This window comes from Ancylobacter sp. 3268 (assembly GCF_031456575.1).
Lineage (GTDB): Bacteria > Pseudomonadota > Alphaproteobacteria > Rhizobiales > Xanthobacteraceae > Ancylobacter.
In genome coordinates, this window is sequence record NZ_JAVDUX010000003.1 from 22,335 (window position 1) to 44,004 (window position 21,670).

Here is a 21,670-nt window from a genome sequence, read left to right on the forward strand (position 1 = left end):
GCGCCTCACTTCGGAATGGCGAGGCGGCGCTCGAGGGCGCGCATCAGCGCGGCGAGCACGGCACAGGTGACAACGTAGAGTGCGGAGGTCACCATCCACACCTCGATGACGCGGAAGGTCTCCACATTGATCTTGCGCGCCTCGAAGGTGAGTTCCGGTACCGCGATGGCGGCGGCGAGCGAAGTGTCCTTGAACAGCGAGATCAGCGTCGAGGATAGTGAAGGCAGCACGTTGCGCAGCATCAGCGGCAGGACCAGCGAGGTGCGGATCTGCATCGGAGTCAGCCCGATGGCGAGCCCCGCCTCCTTCACCCCGCGCGGCACCGAAAGAAGCCCGGCGCGGAATACCTCGGCGAGATAGGCGCCGGAATAGACCGCCAGCGTCAGCACGAAGCTCTGGATCTTGTCGATGCGGACCCCGAGCTGCGGCAGCGCGAAATAGGTGAACAGGATCAGCACCAGGATCGGCAGGTTGCGGATCAGCGTGACATAGGCACCCGCCACGCGGCGCAGCGGTGCCGGCCCGCCCGCCAGCGCGAAGGCGACGGCCAGGCCGATCACCGCGCCGAGGGCGAGCGCCGCCGCCGCCAGCTCAAGGCTGAGCAGCAGGCCGCCGAGCAGCAGGTCGAAGCTGCGCCAGACCGCGGAGAAATTGAGCGTGTAGCCCATGACGGAGTCCCGTTGGGAGGACGGGCGCGCGGGGAACGCCGCGCGCCCGGAGATCATCGGCCGCGTCGCCGCACCGGCCTCAGCCGGCGCGCCGGATCACTTGAACTCGACCGGGAAGCCGATCTGCGGCGGCGGCAGGTCCTTGCCGAACCAGGTCTTGTAGGACTTAGCATAGGTGTCGAACTCGACGCCGGTCATCGCCTCGTGCAGGGCGGTGTTGACGAAGTTCAGCCAATCCTGGTCGCCGCGCTTCACCGCGCAGGCATAGGTCTGGGGGCTCCAGCCATAGCCGGCATCGACATAGCGGCCGGCATTCTGCGTCATGAACCAGGCGATGGAGGACTGGTCGGTGGCCACCGCATCGGCGCGGCCGGAATTCAGCGCCTGATAGACGAGGTCCTGGCTGTCATACTGGTCGACCTTCGCCTCCGGCAGCGCGGCATGGACCATGGCTTCGGCATAGACGTTCTGCAGCACCGCGACGGTGACCTTGGAGCCCGCCGCCTTCAGCGCCGCGAAATCCTTGTAGGACCCACCGGCCTTCAGCATGAGGCCGACGCCCTCGCGGTAATAGGGAATGGTGAACGCCACCTGCTGGGCGCGGGCCCCCGTCACCGTCATGAACTGGCAGGTGATGTCGACCTTGCCGGTGGTGATGTTCGGAATGCGGGCGTCCGAGGACTGGTTGACGTACTCGACCTTGTTCGGGTCGTTGAACAGGGCCTTGGCGATGATGTGACCCATGTCGACGTCGAAGCCCTGCAGAGTGTCGTCCGCGCCCTTGAAGTGCCAGGGCGCATTGGTCGAACCCGTGCCGACGATCAGATGGCCGCGGGCGAGCACCTTGTCGAGCGTGCCGCCGGCGTCCTGCGCGAGCGCCGCGCCGGAGAGAAGAAGAGATGAAGCCAGCGCGATGACGCCGGCGCGGAAGGACGCGCGCATGCCAGTTCCCCTGTGTTGCGTCTGCTTGTGTCGCTCATTTTTGTCCAATATAACGGACATGCATCCATTTTATTGGATTGACGTCATCATGCGCCCGTCCCATAGCTTGTCAAGATGGAAAGAGGCGGCCGCGGCTCGCGTCGCCGCCGGAACCGCCATATGAAGAGGATGTCCATGAGCCCGCTCCCCGATCTCCCCGTCCTTCCGAGCACCCCGGCGGTCCTGGTCGATCTGGCAGTGGCGCGCGCCAACATCGCCCGCTTCCAATCCTATGCCGATGCGCATGGGTTGAAGGTCCGCCCGCACATCAAGACCCACAAGCTGCCACAGATCGCCCGCCTGCAGCTGGCAGCCGGGGCGGTCGGCATCACCTGCCAGAAGCTCTCGGAGGCGGAAGCCATGCTGGCGGGCGAGCCGGCGATCCGCGATGTGCTCGTCACCTACAACATCGTCGGCGCTGACAAGCTCGCCCATCTCGCCATGCTGGCCCGGCGGGCAAGGCTGTCCGTGGTGGCCGACAGCGAGGCGGTCGTCGCCGGCCTGTCGGCGACCTTTGCCGCCGCGCCCGAGCCGCTCGCCGTGCTGGTGGAATGCGACACCGGCGCTCATCGCTGCGGCGTCGCCAACCCCGAGGCCGCCGCCGCGCTTGCCCGGACGATCGCCGCCTCACCCGGCCTCGTCTTCGGCGGGCTGATGACCTATCCGCCGGTCGGCGCCGCCGCGGCGGTGGAAGCGTTCATGCGCGAGGCGAAGGCGCGGATCGAGTCGGCGGGGATTGCCGTTCCGGTCGTCACCTCAGGCGGCACGCCCTCGATGATGCAGGCGGCCGAGGCGCCGGTGACCACCGAATACCGGCCGGGCACCTATGTCTACAACGACCGCTCGCTGGTGGAACGCGGCGTCTGCGGCTGGGACGACTGCGCCCTCACCGTGCTCGCCACCGTCGTCTCCGTCCCCGCGCCGGACCGCGCCATCATCGATGCCGGCTCCAAGACCCTCACTTCCGACCTGCTCGGCCTCAGCGGCTACGGCCATGTGCTCGGGCGGCCGGACATCGCCATCGACCAGCTCTCCGAAGAGCATGGCCGGCTGGTAAGCCGCGGGCCCATCGGCCTCGCGGTGGGGGAGCGTCTGCGTGTCGTGCCCAATCATGCCTGCGTGGTGACCAACATGGTCGACACGGTGCATGTACTGGACGCCGGCACGCTCACGCCCTGGCCGGTCGCCGCGCGCGGGCGCATCGTGTGATTCCGGGCGTGACCGACGCTGGAGTTGGAGATCGGCGGGAAACGATCCGCCGCTGCTACATCCCCGCCCCAACTCCCTGCCGGTCCCACAGCATCGCCCTCACGATGAAGCGGGTGCCGGCAGGCCGGTGTCGAACGTCCTGCACGAGCATGTGAGCATCGGCAGCGTGCCGCGCAAGGACGCTTCTACGGCCGGCGCTTAGCGTCCTGCTCTTCACTGGGAAGTGGACCGCGCCAGCCGGACGAGGCTGATGCTTAGACCCACGCCCCCTGCGAGACAGAAGGCGATGCAGAGGAGGGCCACGATAAGCGCCTGCGTGATGGCGGCCGGGTCGGTTGGCGCGCCCAGGACCTCGTAGAAAATTCCACCGATCACGGCGACGCTGAGCGCGGTGCTGACCTGGAGAGTCGAGCTGGCGATGCCGGCGATCATGCCGGAAAAAGCCGGCGCGACCCGGCCTGTCACCATCCGCATCAGGGTCGGCAACGCGAGTCCCTGCCCAAAACCGATGACGAACAGAAGGGCGGCAAGCGGCATCGGTGCGGGATGCACGCCGGTCAGCGTCGCCGCGATGAGCCCGGCGAGACCCAGGAACCCGACGACCTCCAGCCCCATGCCGATGGCATTGACGTAGGCGCCGAAGAACCGCCTGAAAAAAGGCGCCGACAGTGGTCCGAGCAGGAATCCGGCACCAAACGGCAGGAAGACGAGACCTGCCTGCAAGGCTGTTACATGTAGCGCACCCTGCAAATAAACCGAGAACAGCAGGAAGAAGGTGCCGATCGAATAGAACGGCAGCGCGATCAGCAGCGCGCGACCCAGTCCGGGGACGCGTAAGGCGTTGGGGTCGAGCAGGGGAACGCCGCCTGCCCGTGCCAGTCGTGTCTCATAACGCCAGAAGAGCCATGCCAGCAGCGGCACCGTGATGAGCGACAGGCAGGACCAGAGCGGCCACCCGGCCTCGCGCCCCTCGACCAGCGGCACGATCAGCGCCCCGAGCGTCACCATTGACAAGGCCATGCCGCCGAGATCCAGCGTGCGCGCGTCCCGTGCGCTCGTCTCTTTCAGCAGCGGAGCACCGAACAGCAGGACAAGTACCGCCACTGGGAGATTGATGAGGAAGATCGCCCGCCACCCCAGCCCCACGGGATTGAGCGAGATCAGGAGACCGCCTAGCGACTGCCCGACCACCGCGGCCAGGCCGAAGACCGCACCAAAGATGCTGAGGGCGAGCGGCTTTTCCTTTTCCGGGAATATCGCCTGCACCGAAGCGAGCGCCTGTGGGGCCATCACGGCTGCCGTAACGCCCTGCAATGCGCGTCCGGCGACCAGCTCCCAAGGCGACCAGGCGAAGCCGCACAATGTCGAGGCGGCGGCAAAACCGATCATACCGAGAAAGAACATGCGGCCACGACCGTACAGATCGCCAAGCCGCCCGCCCGTCGTCAGCGTCACCGCATAGAGCGCGGCATAGGCGGAAATGACGAGTTGCTCGGCAGAGGAACTGGTGCCCGAATCCCCTTGGATCGAAGGAAGGGATACATTGACGATGAAGAAGTCGAGCGGTGGCAGAAACGCGCCCACCAGCAGGATCACGAACATCGCCCAGCGATGCGGATCGAGCGGGGCACCATCGTTCCGGGCCATGGCGGTCGACGGGGCCGTTGATTGAGACAGTGTCGTGCTCACGGGCGTTTTCCATTCCTGATCGAGCGGCTTCGGGCCACACTGGATGACTCGCAGCGACGAGGTTCGTCGCCAGGGCAGGGGTCATCGGCCCCAAGCCGACAACAAGGCCGATATTCACGTCTCTAGCGGTTCGCTGAATTCCCGGCTCGCGTGCTGCCACCGCTGAGCGGGGTAGCCAGGCTGCGCCGCGGCCTGACGGCGGTGACGAGATCGATATCGGCCATCACGCGCACCGTTTCCGGTGAGGCCAATGCCGCTTCCTGGCGGCCTCGTCTCTAAAGATGCAGGTGGCGATCGCGATCAGGTCGCCGCCGTCTCCCTGCGGGAAAAAGCCGACGAGGCCTTCGAGACCGTAGGGGACCCCAGCATTGGCGCACGAGTGGGAAATGGACGTTGATCCGGTGTTCGCGGTCGAATGGCGTGTCGGCATCGCCGGCATAGGTCACGTACATGGTGGTCATGACGGGGGACCTAGTCGTGCGTGTCAAAGTCGGTGGCGATGGAGATGTCGCGCCAGGCGACGATGTCGGTGCGAAAGGAGTCCAGCTTCCGCTCCGCCACCGCGTGGGCGCGCGGCCCGATCGGCAGGTGCAGCGGCGGGTGCTCGGCATCGACGGCCTGCAGCATCACGGCGACCGCGTTGGCCGGGTCGCCAGCCTGCCGGCCGTTATTTGTTTCACGGTATTGGCGTCTCGCCGGCACCGTCGCGGCGTAGGCGGGGATCTCCCGCGCCGCGGTGATCATCGAGCGGCCGAGAAACTCGGTGCGGAAGGGGCCGGGCTCGACGATGATCACGTGCACACCGAGCGGACGAAGCTCATCGGCGAGTGCCTCAGACAGCCCTTCTACGGCAAACTTACTAGCATTGTAGAAGCCAAAACCCGCCGAGCTGGCGATCCCGGCACCGAAGGAGAGATTGACGATGCAGGGTCCGGCACGTTTGCGCAGCGCCGGCAGGGCGGCGCGGGTCGTCTCGATCAGGCCGAAGAGGTTCACCTCGAACATCGGCCGATATTCGTCGGGCTCTCCCTCTTCGATTGCGCCGATGGAGCCGAAGCCGGCATTGTTGACGAGGACGTCGAGACCGCCTAACGCGCTTTCGGCCAGAGCTACGGCCCTTGCGGCGTCGCCGGCGCGGGTGACGTCCAGCGAGAGGCTGCGCACCGTCTCGGGATAGCGTTCGCACAGCGATTCCAGGCTATCCGTCGAACGGGCGGTGGCGACGAGGCAATCGCCTCGCGCGGCTACGGCCTCGGCAAGCTGCCGGCCCAAGCCCGACGAGCATCCTGTGATCAGCCAGGTTTTCATCATGTCCTCCTTCAGCGTCGGGAAGCGCGCCGCATAAGCCGGCGCGAGAAGCGGCCGGCGCGCGGCCACGTCCGACGGGGTGAGGCGAATATAGGTGATTGGATTTGTTCGATAGCTGACAGTATCGTACGTTATCCGTTCATTTTTGTAGGTATGGCGATGGAATGGAGCGACGTCAGGATCTTTCTGTCCATAGCCCGTACCGGCACGCTGGGTGCGGCCGCGCGCTTCATCTGAGCCACCCCACGGTCGGGCGCCGCCTTCGGGCCCTCGAACAGGCCATCGGCCACACGCTGTTTCAGAGAACGGCCGACGGTTTCATTGCGACGGAAGAAGGCAACGCCGTCATCGCCCTGGCGGAGCAGATGGAAGAGGGCGCTCTTGCCATCGAACGGCGGCTCGCGGGGCAGGAACAGGACCTTCAGGGCACCTCGCGCATATCGTCTGCCGATTGGTTTGGCGCCTATGTCCTGCCGCCGATCATCGAAGATTATGCGAAGGCCTATCCCAGCGTTGATATCGAAATCCTGACGGGCACGCGCCTTTTCAGCCTCGCGCAGCGGGAGGCGGACATCGCTTTCCGGATCGTCCCGTTCGACAACCCTGATGTCGTGCAGTGACGACTGGTCCGTCTGCCCTATGGCGTCTACGTTGCGGGAGGCTCACTCAAGCCGGTGTATGGGACGGAGCCGGCTTCCGGCTCATCACCCACGACACGTCGACCGGCCAGTTCCCGGATATTGCCTGGCTCATCGAGAGCTTTCCAAATGCGAAACCGCTCCTCCGGTCGAACAATCGGAACGTGCAGGGACGGATATGCCGCCAAGGCATCGGCATTGCCGTTCTGCCGCAAATCGTCGGCAATCAGATAGCGGGCCTACGCAAGCTCGATCTGCCGGAAGAGCCACCCTCAAGGGATATCTGGATAGGTTATCACCGGGACCTCCGGCGCCTCCAGCGGCTACGGGCCTTCATCACCATGGTGACCAATCATGTCGCGGACGAGCAATTTCGGCTTGGAGCGCCGTAGTCCGACAGGCCGGGACGTCGGCGTCGTCGGACTGTGAACGCGGAAGCCGCCGTTCAGGCTCCCGCACCGCCCGGTGAACGGTCAGTGTCTCGCCGGCTTGACCCATCCGGGGAGGATCGCGCGGTGGCCGGGATGGCTGCTTGCCGCGTCAGCATCGCGAAGGTCAGCTGCGGACATAGTCGGCGAGTACCGCTCGTGCGCCGTTTGTCCATAACGCGTCCAGCGCCGCGGCGAAGGCCGCTGCCACCTCGTCGTCCGCGGCAAGATCGCCATAGACCTCCCTCATGGCGAGCCAGACGGCCGGGTCGGTCCTGGCTTGCCGCGCCCGTGCCGTCAGTTCGTCCCAACTGGGATCGTTCGGCGCGATGACGGCGCCACTGTCGGTCGTACCGGCGCAGTAGCGGCACCATAGCGCGGAGGCGAGGATCAGGCCCTTGGGGAATCGCCCGGCGGCACGGTTATCGCGGATCGAAGGCACGATGAATTTCGGCTGGCGATTGGAGCCGTCGAGGCAAAGTCGCCGCACCGTGTCGGCCACTTCGGGATTGGAAAAGCGTTCGCGAATGACGGCGTAGTAGTCGCCGAGGTCGGTGTCCGGCACCGGCGGCACGATGGGGATGATTTCCTCGCGCTCCAGCTTGTCGAGAAAGGCGGTGATCAGCGGCTCTTCCATGGCCTCGTGCACGTAATCGATGTCCATCAGCCCGGCGGGATAGGCGATGATGGCATGGCCGCCATTGAGGATGCGGATCTTCATCGTCTCATAGGCGTGGACATGCTCGGTGAAGATCACGCCGACTTTTTCCAGCGCCGGCCGGCCGGCTGGAAACCGGTCCTCCAGCACCCATTGCCGGAACGGCTCGCAGGTGACGGGAACCGGGTCGCCCAATCCGAATTCCGCCGCCATCGCCCGCTCGCGCTCACCTGTGGCCGGGGTGATGCGGTCGACCATGCCGTTGGGAAAGGCGACATTGGCCGCCACCCATTCCGCGAGTCCGGCATCGAACAGCCGGGCGAGGCCGACCACAACCTGTCGCGTGACATCGCCATTGCCGGGCAGGTTGTCGCAGCTCATGACGGTAAAAGGGGGACTGCCATTCCGGCGACGTGCGTTCAGCGCCGCGAGAATGGTGCCGAATGCGGTTTCCGGCGCCGTGGGGGTGGCGGCATCGGCGGCAATTTCCGCGTTGGCGGTGTCCAGCCGGCCGGCCGGATCCAAGAAATAGCCACCCTCGGTCACGGTGAGGCTGACGATGCGGATCTCCGGCTTCGACATCGCCGCAATCAGCGCAGCATTGCCCGCCTCGATCGGCAGGAAGTCGATCATCGCGCCCACCCGGCGTGCGCGCTTGCCGCTCGGATCGAGCTCGATCACCGTGGACAGGTAGTCCTGCGCTTTGAGGGCCTCGCGCATGCGAGCGTCGGTCGGTCGCACGCCGGCGCCGATGATCGCCCAATCATGGCCTTCTCCGCGCGCAAACAGGTCATCGAGATAGACCGCCTGATGCGCGCGATGGAAATTGCCCAACCCGATATGAACGATGCCCGGCGTCAGCGCCGAGCGGTCATAGGAGGGAAGCGATATGGCAGGCGTGGTCATCTCTTGTGCCATCCAGTTTGCCGCCGTCCACGCCGGAGCCTTGGGCGACGAATGAATCCGCCTCGTACCTTGCGAGGCAACCTGTCATGCCGGTCGGAGCCCTCAGGGCTCAGGCGGCGATGGCTTTTCCGGCGGCATCGAAGCGATGCAGTTTGCCGGCTTGCGGTGCCAGGCTGACCGGATCGCCGTGATGCAATCTCACTTCGCCGCCGGCGCGTACGGTCAGGGGCCCGATGCCCTCGACCTGCACCTTGAGAAAGGTGTCGGAGCCGAGATGCTCGGAGATGCCGACCACGCCCTTCCACGGCCCGTCGGCGGCGATGTCGATATGCTCGGGCCGCACGCCCAGCGTATGGGCGGCATGCCTGGCCGCCTCGGCGCCGTCGATGAAGTTCATCTTCGGCGAGCCGATGAAGCCGGCAACGAACAGATTGGCGGGTGTCTTGTAGAGTTCCAGCGGCGAGCCGACCTGTTCGATCCGCCCGGCGTTCAGCACCACGATCTTGTCGGCCATGGTCATGGCTTCGACCTGGTCGTGGGTGACGTAGACCATCGTGGTCTTGAGCGATTGGTGAAGCTCGGAAATCTCCTGCCGCATCGAAACGCGGAGCGCCGCGTCGAGATTGGAGAGCGGCTCGTCGAACAGGAAGGCCGAGGGTTCGCGCACGATAGCGCGCCCGATGGCGACGCGCTGGCGCTGACCGCCCGAGAGCTGGCTGGGGCGCCGGTCGAGATAAGGGGTGAGGTTCAGAACCTTGGCCGCCGCCTCGACCTTGCGGTCCTGCTCTTCCTTCGGCATGCCGGCCATGCGCAGCGGGAAGGCGATGTTCTTCCCCACCGTCATATGCGGGTAGAGCGCGTAGCTCTGGAACACCATGGCGAGCCCGCGTCGCGCCGGCGGCAGGCGGGTCGCGTCGCGACCGTCTATGGCGATGGTGCCGGAGGTGGTGTCCTCCAGCCCGGCGATCAGCCGCAGCAGGGTGGACTTGCCGCAGCCGGACGGGCCGACGAACACCACGAACTCGCCGTTCTCGATGGCGAGGTCGATCCCCTGTATGATGGAGATGCCGCCGAACGACTTCTTGACCTGTGAAAGGACGATCTCACCCATCGATATCTCCTATTTCACGGCGCCGAAGGTGAGGCCGCGCACGAGTTGTTTCTGGCTGAACCAGCCGAGGATCAGGATCGGGGCGATGGCCATGGTCGAGGCAGCCGACAGCTTGGCGTAGAACAGGCCTTCGGGGCTCGAATAGCTGGCGATGAAGGCGGTGAGCGGCGCCGCGTTGGCGGCGGTGAGGTTCAGCGTCCAGAAGCTCTCGTTCCAGGCGAGGATGACGTTGAGCAGCAATGTCGAGGCGATGCCCGGCACCGCCATCGGCGTGAGCACGTAGAGGATCTCCGAGCCGAGCGAAGCGCCGTCCATGCGCGCGGCTTCGAGGATTTCGCCGGGGATTTCCTTGAAGTAGGTGTAGAGCATCCAGACGATGATCGGCAGGTTGACCAGCGTGAGCACGATGACGAGGCCGGTCTTGCTGTCGAGCAGCCCGGTGTCGCGGGCGAGCAGGTAGATCGGCACCAGTACGCCGACCGCCGGCATCATCTTGGTGGAGAGCATCCACATCAGCAGGTCCTTGGTCCTTTTGCCCGGCACGAAGGCCATCGACCAGGCCGCTGGGATGGCGATGAGGAGGCCGAGCAGCGTCGAGCCGAGCGCGATCACCACCGAGTTCCAGAAATGGCCGAGATAGTCGGAACGCTCATTGACGGTGTGGTAGTTCTCCAGCGTCCAGTCGAAGAACAGGAAGGACGGGTGCGGGTTGATCGCCTCGCCCTCGGTCTTGAAGGAGGTGAGCACCGTCCAGAGGATCGGGAAGAAGATGAGCAGCCCGATGCCCCAGGCGATGGCGGTGACGACAGCCTTGCGGCTGGTGGAGACTTCGCGCGCCATCTCAGGTCTCCAGATTCTTGCCGATCATCCGCATCAGGAAGATCGCGACGATGTTGGCGAGGAGGACGGCGACGATGCCGCCGGCGGAGCCGAGGCCCACGTCGAATTGCAGCATGGACTGCATGTAGACGAGGAAGGTCAGCGTGGTGGACGCGGTCCCGGGTCCGCCATTGGTGGTGACCAGGATTTCGGCGAAGACCGACAACAGGAAGATCGTCTGGATCAGCACGACGACGGTGATCGCACGCATCAGATGCGGCACGGTGAGGTGAAGGAAGCGCCAGAACGGCCCGGCGCCGTCCATCTCGGCCGCCTCCATCTGCTCGCGGTCGAGGCTCTGCAGCGCCGTGAGCAGGATCAGCGTGGCGAAAGGCAGCCACTGCCAGGCGACGATCGTGATGATCGAGGCGAGCGGCGCCTCGGCGAAGAAGTCGAAGGGTTGCAGCCCCAGTCCCCGGGCGATGGCCGCGAACAGCCCGTTCACCGGGTTCATCAGCATGTTCTTCCATACCAGCGCCGAGACGCTGGGCATGACTAGGAACGGCGCGATGACCAGGATGCGCACCACTCCTTGTCCCCATATCGGCTGATCGAGCAGGACTGCGAGGCCGACACCGCCCAGCACGGTGATCACCAGCACGCCGAGCACGAGCGTCAGCGTGTTCGTCAGCGCCGGCCAGAACGCCGGATCGGTGAAGAAGTAGAGGTAGTTCTCGAAGCCGGTGAACTCCTCCGTTCCCGGCATCAGCAGATTGAAGCGCAGGAGCGAGAAGTAGATCGTCATGCCGAGCGGCACGATCATCCATAGGAACAGCAGGACGACCGCCGGGGAGAGCATGAGCCGGCTTGCGGTGCGTGAGGCTTGCGTCGCCATGAACGGATTCCCGGCTTGGGCACGTCGCCGACGATGGGGCTGCGGCGGCGGGGCAAGGGAGGGGTGGCGGGCGGCGCGGGAGCGCGCCACCCTCCTCGAATCGCCGTTAAGTGGCGCCGCTATTTGGGATAGCCGGCGCGGGTCATCTCGCGGGACGTCAGGGCCTGGGAGGCGGCCAATGCCTGGTCGGCCTTTGCCTTGCCGGCGAGCGCGGCGGAGAATTGCTGTCCCACCGCGGTGCCGATCGCCTGGAATTCCGGGATCGCCACGAACTGGCCGCCGGTATAGGGCACTTCCTTCTCGGAGGGATGCTGCGTGTTGGCCGACTGGATGGCCTTGAGCGTCATCGGCGCGAAGGGGGCAGCCTTGAGATAATCCGGGTTCTTGTAGAGCGAGGTGCGGGTGCCGGGCGGCACATTGGCGATGCCCTCTTTCTCTGCCACCAGCTTGGCGTAGGCCGGCGAGGTCGCCCAGGCGACGAAGGTCTTGGCGGCATCGGCCTTGGCCGAGCTTGCCGGGATGGCAAGGTTCCATGACCACAGCCAGTTGCCGTGGTTCCGGCCGCCCGCGCGGGTTGGAGCCGGTGCGAACCCCAGTTTATCGGCAACCTTGGACTCCTTAGGATCGGAGAGGAAGGAAGCCGCGACAGTGGCGTCGATCCACATGCCGCATTTGCCGGTCTGGAACAGCGCGAGATTCTCGTTGAAGCCGTTGGACGAGGCGCCGGGCGGGCCATAGCTGCTCATCAGCTTCAGATAGGTCTCAAGCGTCTTCTTCCACTCGGGGCCGTCGAACTGCGGCTTCCACTTCATGTCGAACCAAGCGCCACCCATGGAATTGTTCATGGAGGTGAGGAACGCCATATTCTCGCCCCAGCCGGCCTTCCCGCGCAGGCAGATGCCGTACATGCCGGCCGCCTTGTCGGTCATCTTGGCCGCCGCCTCGGTGATGAAGTCCCAGTCCGGATTTTCCGGCATTTTCAGTCCGGCCTTCTCCAGAAGGTCGGCGCGGTACATCAACATCGAGCTTTCGGCGTAGAACGGCACCGCATAAAGCTTGCCGTTGACGGTGAGGCTCTGCGCCACCTGCGGCAGCAGGTCGGCCTCCTGATAATCGGCGCCGAGATTTTCGAGCGGCAGGAGCCAGTTCTGCTTGGCCCAGATCGGTACCTCGTAATTGCCGATGGTCAGCACGTCATACTGGCCGCCCTTTGAGGCGATATCGGTGGTGACGCGCTGGCGCAGCACGTTTTCTTCCAGTGTCACCCAGTTGACCTTGATGTCGGGGTGCTTGGCGTTGAAGTCCGGCATCAGGCGCTGCATCCGGATCATGTCACCATTATTGACCGTCGCAACGGTGATCGTGGTTTGTGCCGAGGCGGCTCCGGTGGCGGCAAGCAGCAACGACGCGCCCATCAGGGCGCGAACGGCAACAGTCATGGCTTCCTCCCTGGCGATTTGAGCAATTCATCGCCTTGTGGGCAAACATTCACCTCCTGTGGCGCGACGTCAATCCCCCGCCCATGCTGCGGGTGCGAGACAAGGATGCCTCGACGCGTCGCCCGCGGCAGGAATGGCCTGAAAAACAGGAATTTAGGGGGCGTGCGCCGTGAGCGCCGGAAGCGTTTCGCCTCGGCCTGACGCCATGGCACTTGCCGAAGCGGCACGGCGTAACGGTAACAGCGCCTCAGGTGGCGAGCACGCTCCGCGCCGTCGGCTCGTCGGTGATCAGCCCGTTGAGTATCCCCGAGCGCAGCGCCGCGGCGATGGCGGCGACCTTCGAAGGGCCGGCGGCGATGCCGATAACCGGGCGATCGGGGCGCGGTGCCGGGGCATGCATGCCGCCCAGGCGTTGATTGATGGCGAGATCGAGATAGCGACCTTCACTATCGAAGATACGGCCGGCGACCTCTCCGACCGCGCCGGCCTTCTGCACTTCGCTCAGTTCCGCCGGCTTGAGGAAGCCGTCGGTGAGCAGGGGGGCGTCGTCGCTCATCTGGCCGACACCGACAAAAGTCACGTCGGCGGCGCGAGCGAGTTCGCGCACCTTGCGCACCGGCCCCAGAGACTGGAAGGTCTGGTTCTCTTCGGCGCTATCGGAGATCACCGGTACCGGCATCGGATAGTGCGGCGCGTGCACCTTTTCCGCCAGCCGCATGATGACGTCGAAATAGGAAGCCGAGCCGTCCGGCGCGATGTTGCCGATCAGCGAAACGAGCCGATGCTGCGGCGCCTCGATCACGCCGAGCGCCTCCACCATCCCCCGCATGGCGCGCCCGGTGCCGAGAGCGACGACGAGGGGCGCGGCTTCGCGCAGCACGCGCTCCATCTCCTCGGCCGCAGCCGGGGCTATGGCGCGCACCGGGTCGCGGTCGGGACCCAGCCCGGGCATGACGCGGCAGCGCACCAGATGAAAGCGCTCGCGCAGCGCCGTCTCCAGTTCCTGGCAGCTAGCCAGATGGTGGTTGAGACGCACATGGATCAGCCCGGCGGCGACGGCACGGCTCACTAGCCGCTGCGCGCGCTGGCGCGACACGCCCATCTCGGCGGCGATCTGGTCCTGCGTCAGGCCGCCGACATAATAGAGCCAGGCTGCGCGGGCGGCTTGGTCGTCGGTGGAGGACCCGACTTCGATCGGAAGGTTCATGCGGGATCGGCCAAATCGGCGGGAGCGGCAGCGGATCCTCGAAACAGGTCCGGCAGCGCCGTCCTTAATTCGGTGAAGCTGGCAAAACTCCGGTGAAAATGAAGTTCGTCCGGCAGGACAAGGTCCATGAGGGCGAGATGACTACCACCAGTGAAATGCCACACCTGCATGCCGGCAGCCAGCCCCGCCTTCAGTCCCGGGATACTGTCCTCCACCACGACGCACGCCGCGGGAGCGACGCCCATCCGGGCAGCGGCATGCAGGAAGAGATCGGGAGCCGGCTTTCCCCGCGCCACCTCGCTCGCGGTGAAGGCGCGGCCCGTGAAGAAGCGGTCGAGCCCGGCGATCTTCAGCGACGCCGCGAGCCGCGGCGGACTCGACGAGGTGGCGACGCAATACGAAACGGCCAAGGCCTCGAGCGTCTCGACAGCGCCAGTCATCGGCGCCAGCCGGCCCTCGAAGGAGGCGATCAGGCGGGCGCGATAATCGGCCTCAAAGCTCGATGGCAGCATGACATCGAAGCGCTCGCGCACTTCCGAGAGGATCACCGGATAGGAGCGGCCGATAAAGTGTCGCGCCACGAAGCCGATGTCGACGGCGACGCCGTGACCGGCTAGCTCGTCGATGAGCGCGCGGGCGCTGAGCACTTCGCTGTCGATCAGCACGCCGTCGCAATCAAAAATGATGAGCCCGGGACGCATGCTGAGCGATCTAATCCTCATCGAACCCGACGTCCAGTGAAGGCACGCTTGCGCAGCATGCCACAGGCATGCGGGGATCGGCGGCTGCCGAACCTCGTATTCGAGCACGTTTGTCGCTGCGTGGCTGTTCACCCACGATTGCAGGGACGTGTGGGGCACTCGAAACTGCGCGATGACCAGCGCTCCCGTGCCGGGGACGCGCCGCCGCAGAGGGAGGATGCACACGTCCTGGCAAGGCCGCCGCCAGTCTCGACAGTGGCGCTTACGTTACGGTGGCTGCGGTTTGAAGCTGTGGGCCACGAAGCTGCTTGCTTTCCCCGGCCGTTCAGTCTTTCTGCAAGAAAGCCTGCCGTTAATGAGCGGGCGGTCGCCTTCCCGCCGAGGCAGGGAAAGCCGCGCAGACGCCTGCCTGAGACGATCGTCTAGCTTGCGTGCTTAGCTGAAATCGGCGGAAGCAACGGAACAACCAGAAACGACGCCGAGTAAGAGGGGAAACGTTGCAATGAGTGGGCTTCTCGCCTTTAGTCGCGTGGTCGACTGGATCAATGAGCGGTTTGGCCGTATCGCCGATTACTGCGTGCTCTTTGCCTGCATGATCAGCGCCGGCAATGCGACCGTACGCTATCTTTTCAGCTACAGCACCAACGGCCTCCTGGAGATCCAGTGGTACCTGTTCGGGGCCGTGGTTCTGCTCGGCGCGTCCTACACGTTGAAGCGAAACGAACATGTCCGAGTCGACCTCATCTATATGATGCTGTCCGATCGCGGGCGGCTGTGGGTGGATGCCGTCGGATTCCTCGTCATCCTGATCCCGGCGGGCCTTTATCTCACCTGGCTCAGCTTTCCTTTCTTCTGGCAGGCCTATCTCTCCGATGAGGTCTCGCAGAACGCCGGCGGGCTGACCCTTTGGCCAGCCAAGTTGTTGTTGCCGCTCGGCTTCTTTCTGCTCACGCTCCAGGGCGTGTCGGAGCTGATCAAGCGCATCGCGGCGCTGCACGGCGATATCGCCGTCGAGACCCATTACGAGAAGCCGCTGCAGTGATGCGGTGCCTGCCGCGTCTGCCCGCCGCCTCTCTCCTTTCTCATCACGAGTGAGCCCGACATGTTCTCCCATGGCGTGATGCCCCCGCTGATGTTCGGCGGCATGATCTGTTTCATGCTGGCCGGCTTTCCCGTCGCCTTCTCGCTGGTCGCGGTCGGCCTGTTCTTCGGCACGCTCGGTATCCTGACCGACCACTTCCACTCGAGCTTCCTGCAGGCGTTGCCGCTGCGCTTCTACGGCATCATCTCCAACGACCTGTTGCTGGCGATCCCGTTCTTCACCTTCATGGGTGCGATCCTCGAGCGCTGCGGCCTGGCCGAGGACCTGCTCGAAGGTACCGGTAAACTGTTCGGCCGCGTTCCCGGTGGCCTTGCTTATGCGGTGATCATCGTCGGTGCCATTCTCGGCGCCATCACCGGCACGGTGGCGGCCTCGGTCATCGCCATGGGCGTGATCTCGCTGCCGGTGATGATGCGCTATGGCTATGACCAGAAGCTCGCCACCGGCGTCATCGCCGCTTCCGGCACCATCACGCAGCTGATCCCGCCCTCGCTGGTTCTCATCGTGCTGGCCGAGCAACTCGGCAAGCCGGTCGGGGACATGTATCTCGGCGCCATCGGGCCCTCGATCCTGCAGGTCCTGCTGTTCCTCCTCTATGTGTTCGTGCTGTCGCTCATCAAGCCGCAGCACATGCCGCCGCTGCCGCCCGAGGCGATCGGGGAGGGCGGCTGGCCGCTGATCAAGCAGGTGCTGTGGGGCATGATCCCCTCCATCGTGCTGATCGCGCTGGTGCTGGGCACGCTGGCGCTGGGGCTTGCCACTCCCACCGAAGCCGGTGCCATGGGCGCGGTCGGCGCCATCGTGCTTGCGGCCCTGCACCGGCGCCTGAGCTGGGATCTTATCCGGCAGGCGATGGCGTCCACCATGCGGCTGACCGCCATGGTGGTCTTTATTCTGATCGGTGCCACCGTGTTCAGTCTGGTGTTTCAGGGCATGGACGGTTCGCGCTGGATCGAGCATCTGCTCTCGCAACTGCCGGGCGGCCGTGTCGGCTTCCTTATCTTCGTAAATATCTTCGTGTTCTTCATCGCGTTTTTCCTCGATTTCTTCGAGATCGCGTTCATCATCATCCCGCTTCTGGTTCCGGTGGCGGTCAAGCTGGATATCAACCTGATCTGGTTCGGCGTCCTGCTCTGTGTGAACATGCAGACGGCGTTCATGCATCCGCCCTTCGGTTTCGCGCTGTTCTATCTGCGCGGTATCGCTCCGCCTTCGATCCGCACCTCGCAGATCTATTGGGGGGCGATCCCGTGGCTGTTGATGCAGCTCGTCCTGGTGGTGGTGGTGATCCTGTGGCCGGAATCGGTCACCTACTGGATCGATGCCGGTTCGGGTGTCGATCCCTCCACCATCGAGCTGAACATCCAGCCGTTTGACGCGCCGGCGCTGGACATGGCGCCGCCGAAGTTCTGACCGCCTAAGCGCCGGCCGTCTGGCCGGCCGCCGCTCCGCGCTCATGCAACAGGTGGCTGGCTTTGCCGGCCACCTGTGCCGCGACGTGCCGACACTGCGAACGTCGCGGAAATCCCGTGCACGGCGCCCTTGCCGTCGCGACGGCAGCTGCGATCGCGTCGGGCTGCGGTGTTCGGGGCTGAATATCAGCAGGGGCCTGGATGGCGGCTGATAACACCGTGAGCGACGATGGCGAACCGTGCCCCGTTAGAATCCTAGTCCGATTCCACACCGAATGTCGGCGATTGCACATTCCTGTTATCTGTCATAAATACGCGCTGACCGCCGCATATTCTTCCTGCTATGCACGAGATGCGACACCCTGAGCCTCCTGGCCGGTGTTCGCCCCCTCGTCCCTACTTCCTTCCGCTCAATTGTGTCCACGGCTCGATTGCGCGATAAGGCGGGCCTCCAAGCCCGCCGCATTCTGGATATTTCAAGCATGAACTCTGCGATTCCCACGCCGGATAATCCCCATCCCGGCATGGGGTTCAGGCAGTTCGTGGCCTTTATCGCGATGATGATGGCCACCAATGCCATCGCGATCGATTCGATGTTGCCGTCGCTTCCCGAGATCGGGCGGGCATTGAAGATCGATACTGCCAACCATGCGCAGCTCATCATCACCAGCTATCTTCTGGGCTTCGGCGCGGCGCAGATCGTCTACGGGCCGCTCGCCGACCGCTTCGGCCGTCGTCGCGTATTATTGGTAGGAATGGCCATCTACACGCTGGCATCGCTGGGGGCGGTTTTCGCCACCACGTTCGAAGTGATGATGGCGGCGCGCGTGCTGCAGGGCGTCGGTGCTGCGGCGACGCGGATCCTGGCCGTCGCCATCGTGCGCGACTGCTATTCCGGCCGGCAGATGGCGCGGGTGATGTCGCTGTCCTTCATCGTGTTCCTTGCCGTGCCGATCATCGCGCCGTCGATCGGCCAGCTCATCGTGCTGGTTGCCCCCTGGCGGGCGATCTTCGGCATGCTGCTGATCTTCGGATCGCTGCTGATCTTCTGGATCACCGTGCGTCTGCCGGAGACGCTGCATCCGGACGACCGTATCCCGATCTCCTATCGCGGCATCACCTATGCCTTCGGTCTGGTGCTGCGCAGCCGCATCAGCATGGGCTACATGTTCGCCATGACGATGATCATGAGCGGCTTGTTCGCCTTCATCACCAGCGCTCAGCAGGTGTTTTCCGTCGTCTTCGATGCCGCCGGCCTGTTCACGCTGATCTTCGCCGCCATCGCCCTCTTCATGGCCATGTCCTCGTTCCTGAATTCGCGCATTGTCGAGCGGCTGGGCATGCGCCGGGTGTCGCATGCGGCGCTGCTCGGCTATCTCGCGGTCACCTGCATCCATGCCGTGCTGGTGCTCATGGGCCATGAAACCCTGTTGCTCTTCTCGGTGCTGCAGGCCGTGACCATGTTCTTCTTCGGTCTCGTCGTATCAAACTTCAACGCCATGGCGATGGAGCCGGTCGGCCATGTGGCGGGAACCGCTTCCTCGCTGCTGGGCTTCACCACCACGATCGGCGGAGCCATCCTCGGCTCCAGCCTTGGTCAGATGTTCGACGGCACCACCCTGCCGCTCACGGTCGGCTTTGCCGCTTTTGGTGTTGCTGCTCTAGGCTTTGTGCTTTTTGCCGAACATGGCCGTCTATTCCGGGCGCATGCGCATGGTGCCTCGCCCGTGGTAAAGAAATAGAGGGAAGAGTTCCCTGTAGATCCTGGTTCTCCTGCCTGACCCGTCGATATCTCTCTGTGTTGGGGAACGGTCTGCGTATGTTCGCGTTGTAACCGCATCGCAACGGGCGCTGGGTAACAGGAGTATATCATGATACGTCACGCTATTATTGCGAGCGCATTTCTCGTGGCCGTTCCTCTTGCTGCGAATGCACAGCAGGGTGCAGGCGTTGCTGCCGGGGCGACGTCCGGCGCCGTAGGCGGTGCCATCGTCGGCGGGCCGGTCGGTGCGGTGGTTGGCGGCGTAGCCGGCGCTGTGGTCGGTGGCATTGCCGAGGATCATCGCACGCGTTTCCACCAGTATGTCGTGGAAGAGCGCGTACCTTCCTACAGTTATGACCGCGAGGTCGTGGTCGGTGCCGAGCTGCCCACTGCGGGTGTCCGCTATTATGAGGTGCCGGCGGAATATGGCGTCACCGAATACCGCTATACGGTGGTGAACGACCGGACAGTCCTGGTCGATCCGCGCACCCACCGCGTGGTGCAGGTCCTGGAATGACGGCTGTGGAATAATCTCGCAGCCGGACTTCAGGTCGTCGTGGCAGCCGGCTCCCCCGTCCTCTCGGGGAGGCCGGTTGCATGATCGTGTCGCCGTCGGAGATCGCCCGCGACGTCGAGGATGAGGGCGCCCAGATCGGTTTCATCGACCAGCAGCGCTGCGTCTTCCGGCGGCAGCCACATCAATACGCGCTCGTTGCGTTCCGGCCAGTCGTCCAGCTGGCGCCTCACTTCGAGCGGATAGACCGAGACCTGCACCAGCACGAACTGGCGGTCGATGCGTTTCCAGTAGCGATAGTGCCCGGCGCTCTTGCGGGTTATTTGCCCGACCAGCCCGGCTTCCTGCCGCGCCTCGATCTCGGCGGATTTCCAGTCCTTGCGTCCCTTGATCGGCCATCCCTTCGGAATGACCGGCCGATGCGTTTCCCGCGAGGAAAGCACGAGCATCTCCAGCCGGCCAGCCTCCGACCAGCGATAGGCAAGCGCGGCGACCTGGGGCAGCGGATAGCCATGTGACGCACGCTTCTTGCGTTGTTTGACCTTGTCCATGGGGGCATATGTAAACAAGTTTGGAGAATATTCGATCCTCGAATCCGGTGATGCGGCGAGGTGACATGACGATCGAACTTACGATGCTCGGCTGGACGTTGGTGGTCGCGCTCCTGCAAATATTTCTGGCCGCGACGATCCGGACCCGGGAGACGGGGCTCGATTACAATGCCGGGGCGCGAGACCGGTCGGGGCCACCGGAGGGTGTTCTTGCTGGCCGATTGCGCCGGGCGCAGGCCAATTTGCTGGAAACCTTGCCGCTCTTCGCCGCGGCCGTGCTGATCGCTCACGTCGCCGGCCGGAACGGTGCCGCGACCTTCTGGGGCGTCTGGTTGTATTTCCTGTCCCGCCTCGCCTACGTGCCGCTCTACGGCTTCGGCGTGCCGTATGTGCGTTCCCTCGTCTGGCTGGTCGGCGTGACCGGTTTAGGGCTGATCCTGATTGCCGTCCTGTGGCCATGACGGCCGTCGCCGGGCGCTCGTTTCGCGGAAGTTTGGAGTTCATCAGCGCAGGAAGGCTCGCCCAACGGGGTGGCCGAACCTTCCTTGTCTTTTGCTGGCGGTGACGCGCTGCGTCCTGTATCGCGCTCAGTGCTGATGCAGCAATGTGGCAAGGGCCTGGGCGACGCTGCGCGTCACCCGACGCTTGTACTTGCGGTGTACGAGCTGTCCGTTGTGGTAGATGTCCTGCTCGACATAGAGTTCCTCACCGTCCCAACGCAGGATGTTGTCGGACTGGGTGGTTTCGATGACCCCGATCTCGCGGATCAGATTGCCTTCGGGCGTGCTGGTGGACATGAGATCCTCCTCGATTGGCGTTCCTCACAAGGCTCTGGCGGCCCCGTCGGCACAGCATAGGCGCGGGGCGGAGCGGCCGCCAAGGGCCTTGTCTCAGTTAGAATCCGCCGGCTCGATCTGCCCGCGTCGCTGCAGCCAGCTCGCTACCAGCCAGCACAGCAATGCCCATGCGCTGCCGGCGCACCAGCCGGCAAGGACGTCCGTCGGCCAATGCACGCCGAGATAGATGCGACTGAGGCCAATCAGCAGCGTCAGTCCCAGCGCGACCCCGAGCACATAGACCTTGATGCGTCGCTTGCTCTCCGTGCGCACGATCAGCACGCCGAGCGTGAGATAGGTGACGGCGGCGCCCATGGCATGGCCGCTGGGAAAGCTCAGCGTATGGACATCGACGAGACGATCGACGATGTCGGGTCTCGGGCGGTCGAAGCCGATCTTGAGCACGAAGCTGAGCAGCATCCCGCTGCCGGTGGCGATGAGCACGAACAGAGCGGCGGCACGTTTGCCATCCACCGCGAGGTAGCCGGCAGTCAGCAGGGTGAGGGTGGCGAGCCCTGTGGTGCTGCCCAGGCTGGTAAAGTCGCGCACTGCGATTTCCAGCCAAGCCGGTCCGATCGGCAAGGCGGGGTAGCCGGGCTGGCGGAACAGGAGCAACACCGCCTCATCAAAGCCGCGGGTCCCTCCCTCGCGCACGCCATCGGCGATGAGGGCGAAAACCAGCAGGCCGGCGGCGGCCAGGGCCAGGATAAGCAGGCCGCCGATCTCGGCGGGGTTCGCGTTCCGGCGCGGCGGATTGGTTGGGTTGACGGTCATGTCGTTCTCAGGATGACGGATTCTTTGCCGGATGGGAACCGAAGCACGGGCGGAGTGTTTCT

The 21,670-nt window shown here is 64.7% G+C and carries 20 protein-coding genes and 1 pseudogene; 7 read left to right on the forward strand and 14 right to left on the reverse strand.

Features of this window, described 5'->3' with window-relative positions; all coding sequences use genetic code 11:
* Nucleotides 1-5: 5 nt before the first annotated feature.
* Nucleotides 6-668, reverse strand: a complete 663-nt coding sequence (locus J2X65_RS04555; protein WP_310198644.1) for an amino acid ABC transporter permease — start codon at nt 666-668, stop codon at nt 6-8.
* 96 nt (nt 669-764) lie between these two features.
* Nucleotides 765-1,610: a transporter substrate-binding domain-containing protein gene (locus J2X65_RS04560; RefSeq protein WP_310198646.1), complete on the reverse strand. Its 846-nt coding sequence runs from the start codon at nt 1,608-1,610 to the stop codon at nt 765-767.
* A 174-nt stretch (nt 1,611-1,784) separates the two neighbouring features.
* Here J2X65_RS04560 and J2X65_RS04565 point away from each other — a divergent pair, with 174 nt between their 5' ends.
* A complete protein-coding gene (locus J2X65_RS04565; RefSeq protein WP_310198648.1) occupies nt 1,785-2,858 on the forward strand; it encodes a D-TA family PLP-dependent enzyme in 1,074 nt (357 codons plus the stop codon).
* A gap of 213 nt (nt 2,859-3,071) precedes the next feature.
* Here J2X65_RS04565 and J2X65_RS04570 read toward each other — a convergent pair whose 3' ends face one another.
* A complete protein-coding gene (locus J2X65_RS04570; RefSeq protein ID WP_310198650.1) occupies nt 3,072-4,547 on the reverse strand; it encodes an MFS transporter in 1,476 nt (491 codons plus the stop codon).
* 471 nt (nt 4,548-5,018) lie between these two features.
* The gene (locus tag J2X65_RS04575; protein WP_310198654.1) at nt 5,019-5,855 is read right to left on the reverse strand and encodes an oxidoreductase; all 837 of its coding nucleotides are present in this window, start codon (nt 5,853-5,855) and stop codon (nt 5,019-5,021) included.
* A 159-nt stretch (nt 5,856-6,014) separates the two neighbouring features.
* Between J2X65_RS04575 and J2X65_RS04580 the strand changes: the two are divergent.
* A pseudogene (locus J2X65_RS04580) lies at nt 6,015-6,885 on the forward strand (LysR family transcriptional regulator).
* A 163-nt stretch (nt 6,886-7,048) separates the two neighbouring features.
* Here the strand turns inward: J2X65_RS04580 and J2X65_RS04585 are convergent.
* The 7 genes from J2X65_RS04585 to J2X65_RS04615 all read right to left on the reverse strand — a co-directional run bounded on the left by J2X65_RS04585 (nt 7,049) and on the right by J2X65_RS04615 (nt 14,765).
* Nucleotides 7,049-8,485, reverse strand: coding sequence for a mannitol dehydrogenase family protein (locus J2X65_RS04585; protein WP_310198657.1), 1,437 nt, complete (start codon nt 8,483-8,485; stop codon nt 7,049-7,051).
* Between the two features lie 109 nt (nt 8,486-8,594).
* Nucleotides 8,595-9,596 carry an ABC transporter ATP-binding protein gene (locus tag J2X65_RS04590; protein ID WP_310198659.1) on the reverse strand — a complete coding sequence of 334 codons (1,002 nt, stop codon included), beginning with the start codon at nt 9,594-9,596 and terminating at the stop codon, nt 8,595-8,597.
* 9 nt (nt 9,597-9,605) lie between these two features.
* On the reverse strand, nt 9,606-10,436 hold the full coding sequence (locus J2X65_RS04595) for a carbohydrate ABC transporter permease (protein ID WP_310198662.1): 831 nt from the start codon (nt 10,434-10,436) through the stop codon (nt 9,606-9,608).
* Nucleotide 10,437: 1 nt separating this feature from the next.
* A complete protein-coding gene (locus tag J2X65_RS04600; protein WP_310198666.1) occupies nt 10,438-11,310 on the reverse strand; it encodes a sugar ABC transporter permease in 873 nt (290 codons plus the stop codon).
* A gap of 119 nt (nt 11,311-11,429) precedes the next feature.
* Nucleotides 11,430-12,749 carry a sugar ABC transporter substrate-binding protein gene (locus tag J2X65_RS04605; protein ID WP_310198669.1) on the reverse strand — a complete coding sequence of 440 codons (1,320 nt, stop codon included), beginning with the start codon at nt 12,747-12,749 and terminating at the stop codon, nt 11,430-11,432.
* A 247-nt stretch (nt 12,750-12,996) separates the two neighbouring features.
* Entirely contained in the window at nt 12,997-13,956 is a 960-nt protein-coding gene (locus tag J2X65_RS04610; protein WP_310198671.1) for a sugar-binding transcriptional regulator, read from the reverse strand.
* Entirely contained in the window at nt 13,953-14,765 is an 813-nt protein-coding gene (locus tag J2X65_RS04615; RefSeq protein WP_310198674.1) for an HAD family hydrolase, read from the reverse strand. Before J2X65_RS04615 ends, J2X65_RS04610 begins: the two co-directional genes overlap by 4 nt.
* A 394-nt stretch (nt 14,766-15,159) precedes the next feature.
* Between J2X65_RS04615 and J2X65_RS04620 the strand changes: the two genes are divergently transcribed.
* From J2X65_RS04620 to J2X65_RS04635, 4 genes are all read left to right on the forward strand, one after another.
* Complete coding sequence (locus J2X65_RS04620; protein WP_310198676.1) at nt 15,160-15,699, forward strand: TRAP transporter small permease subunit; 540 nt, start codon at nt 15,160-15,162, stop codon at nt 15,697-15,699.
* Nucleotides 15,700-15,759: 60 nt separating this feature from the next.
* Nucleotides 15,760-17,172 carry a TRAP transporter large permease subunit gene (locus tag J2X65_RS04625; RefSeq protein ID WP_310198679.1) on the forward strand — a complete coding sequence of 471 codons (1,413 nt, stop codon included), beginning with the start codon at nt 15,760-15,762 and terminating at the stop codon, nt 17,170-17,172.
* A 481-nt stretch (nt 17,173-17,653) separates the two neighbouring features.
* The gene (locus J2X65_RS04630) at nt 17,654-18,913 is read left to right on the forward strand and encodes a multidrug effflux MFS transporter (RefSeq protein WP_310198681.1); all 1,260 of its coding nucleotides are present in this window, start codon (nt 17,654-17,656) and stop codon (nt 18,911-18,913) included.
* 129 nt (nt 18,914-19,042) lie between these two features.
* Nucleotides 19,043-19,450: a DUF1236 domain-containing protein gene (locus tag J2X65_RS04635; protein WP_310198684.1), complete on the forward strand. Its 408-nt coding sequence runs from the start codon at nt 19,043-19,045 to the stop codon at nt 19,448-19,450.
* A gap of 29 nt (nt 19,451-19,479) precedes the next feature.
* On the opposite strand, the gene J2X65_RS04640 is transcribed toward J2X65_RS04635, so the two are convergent.
* Nucleotides 19,480-19,998 carry an NUDIX hydrolase gene (locus J2X65_RS04640; RefSeq protein WP_310198686.1) on the reverse strand — a complete coding sequence of 173 codons (519 nt, stop codon included), beginning with the start codon at nt 19,996-19,998 and terminating at the stop codon, nt 19,480-19,482.
* A 65-nt stretch (nt 19,999-20,063) separates the two neighbouring features.
* Here J2X65_RS04640 and J2X65_RS04645 point away from each other — a divergent pair, with 65 nt between their 5' ends.
* The gene (locus J2X65_RS04645) at nt 20,064-20,459 is read left to right on the forward strand and encodes an MAPEG family protein (RefSeq protein WP_310198691.1); all 396 of its coding nucleotides are present in this window, start codon (nt 20,064-20,066) and stop codon (nt 20,457-20,459) included.
* A 126-nt stretch (nt 20,460-20,585) separates the two neighbouring features.
* Here the strand turns inward: J2X65_RS04645 and J2X65_RS04650 are convergent, their stop codons facing one another.
* Together J2X65_RS04650 and J2X65_RS04655 are read right to left on the reverse strand one after the other, a co-directional pair.
* Nucleotides 20,586-20,795, reverse strand: a complete 210-nt coding sequence (locus tag J2X65_RS04650; protein WP_310198694.1) for a hypothetical protein — start codon at nt 20,793-20,795, stop codon at nt 20,586-20,588.
* Nucleotides 20,796-20,888: 93 nt separating this feature from the next.
* A complete protein-coding gene (locus tag J2X65_RS04655) occupies nt 20,889-21,608 on the reverse strand; it encodes a phosphatase PAP2 family protein (protein WP_310198697.1) in 720 nt (239 codons plus the stop codon).
* Between the last annotated feature and the right edge of the window lie 62 nt (nt 21,609-21,670).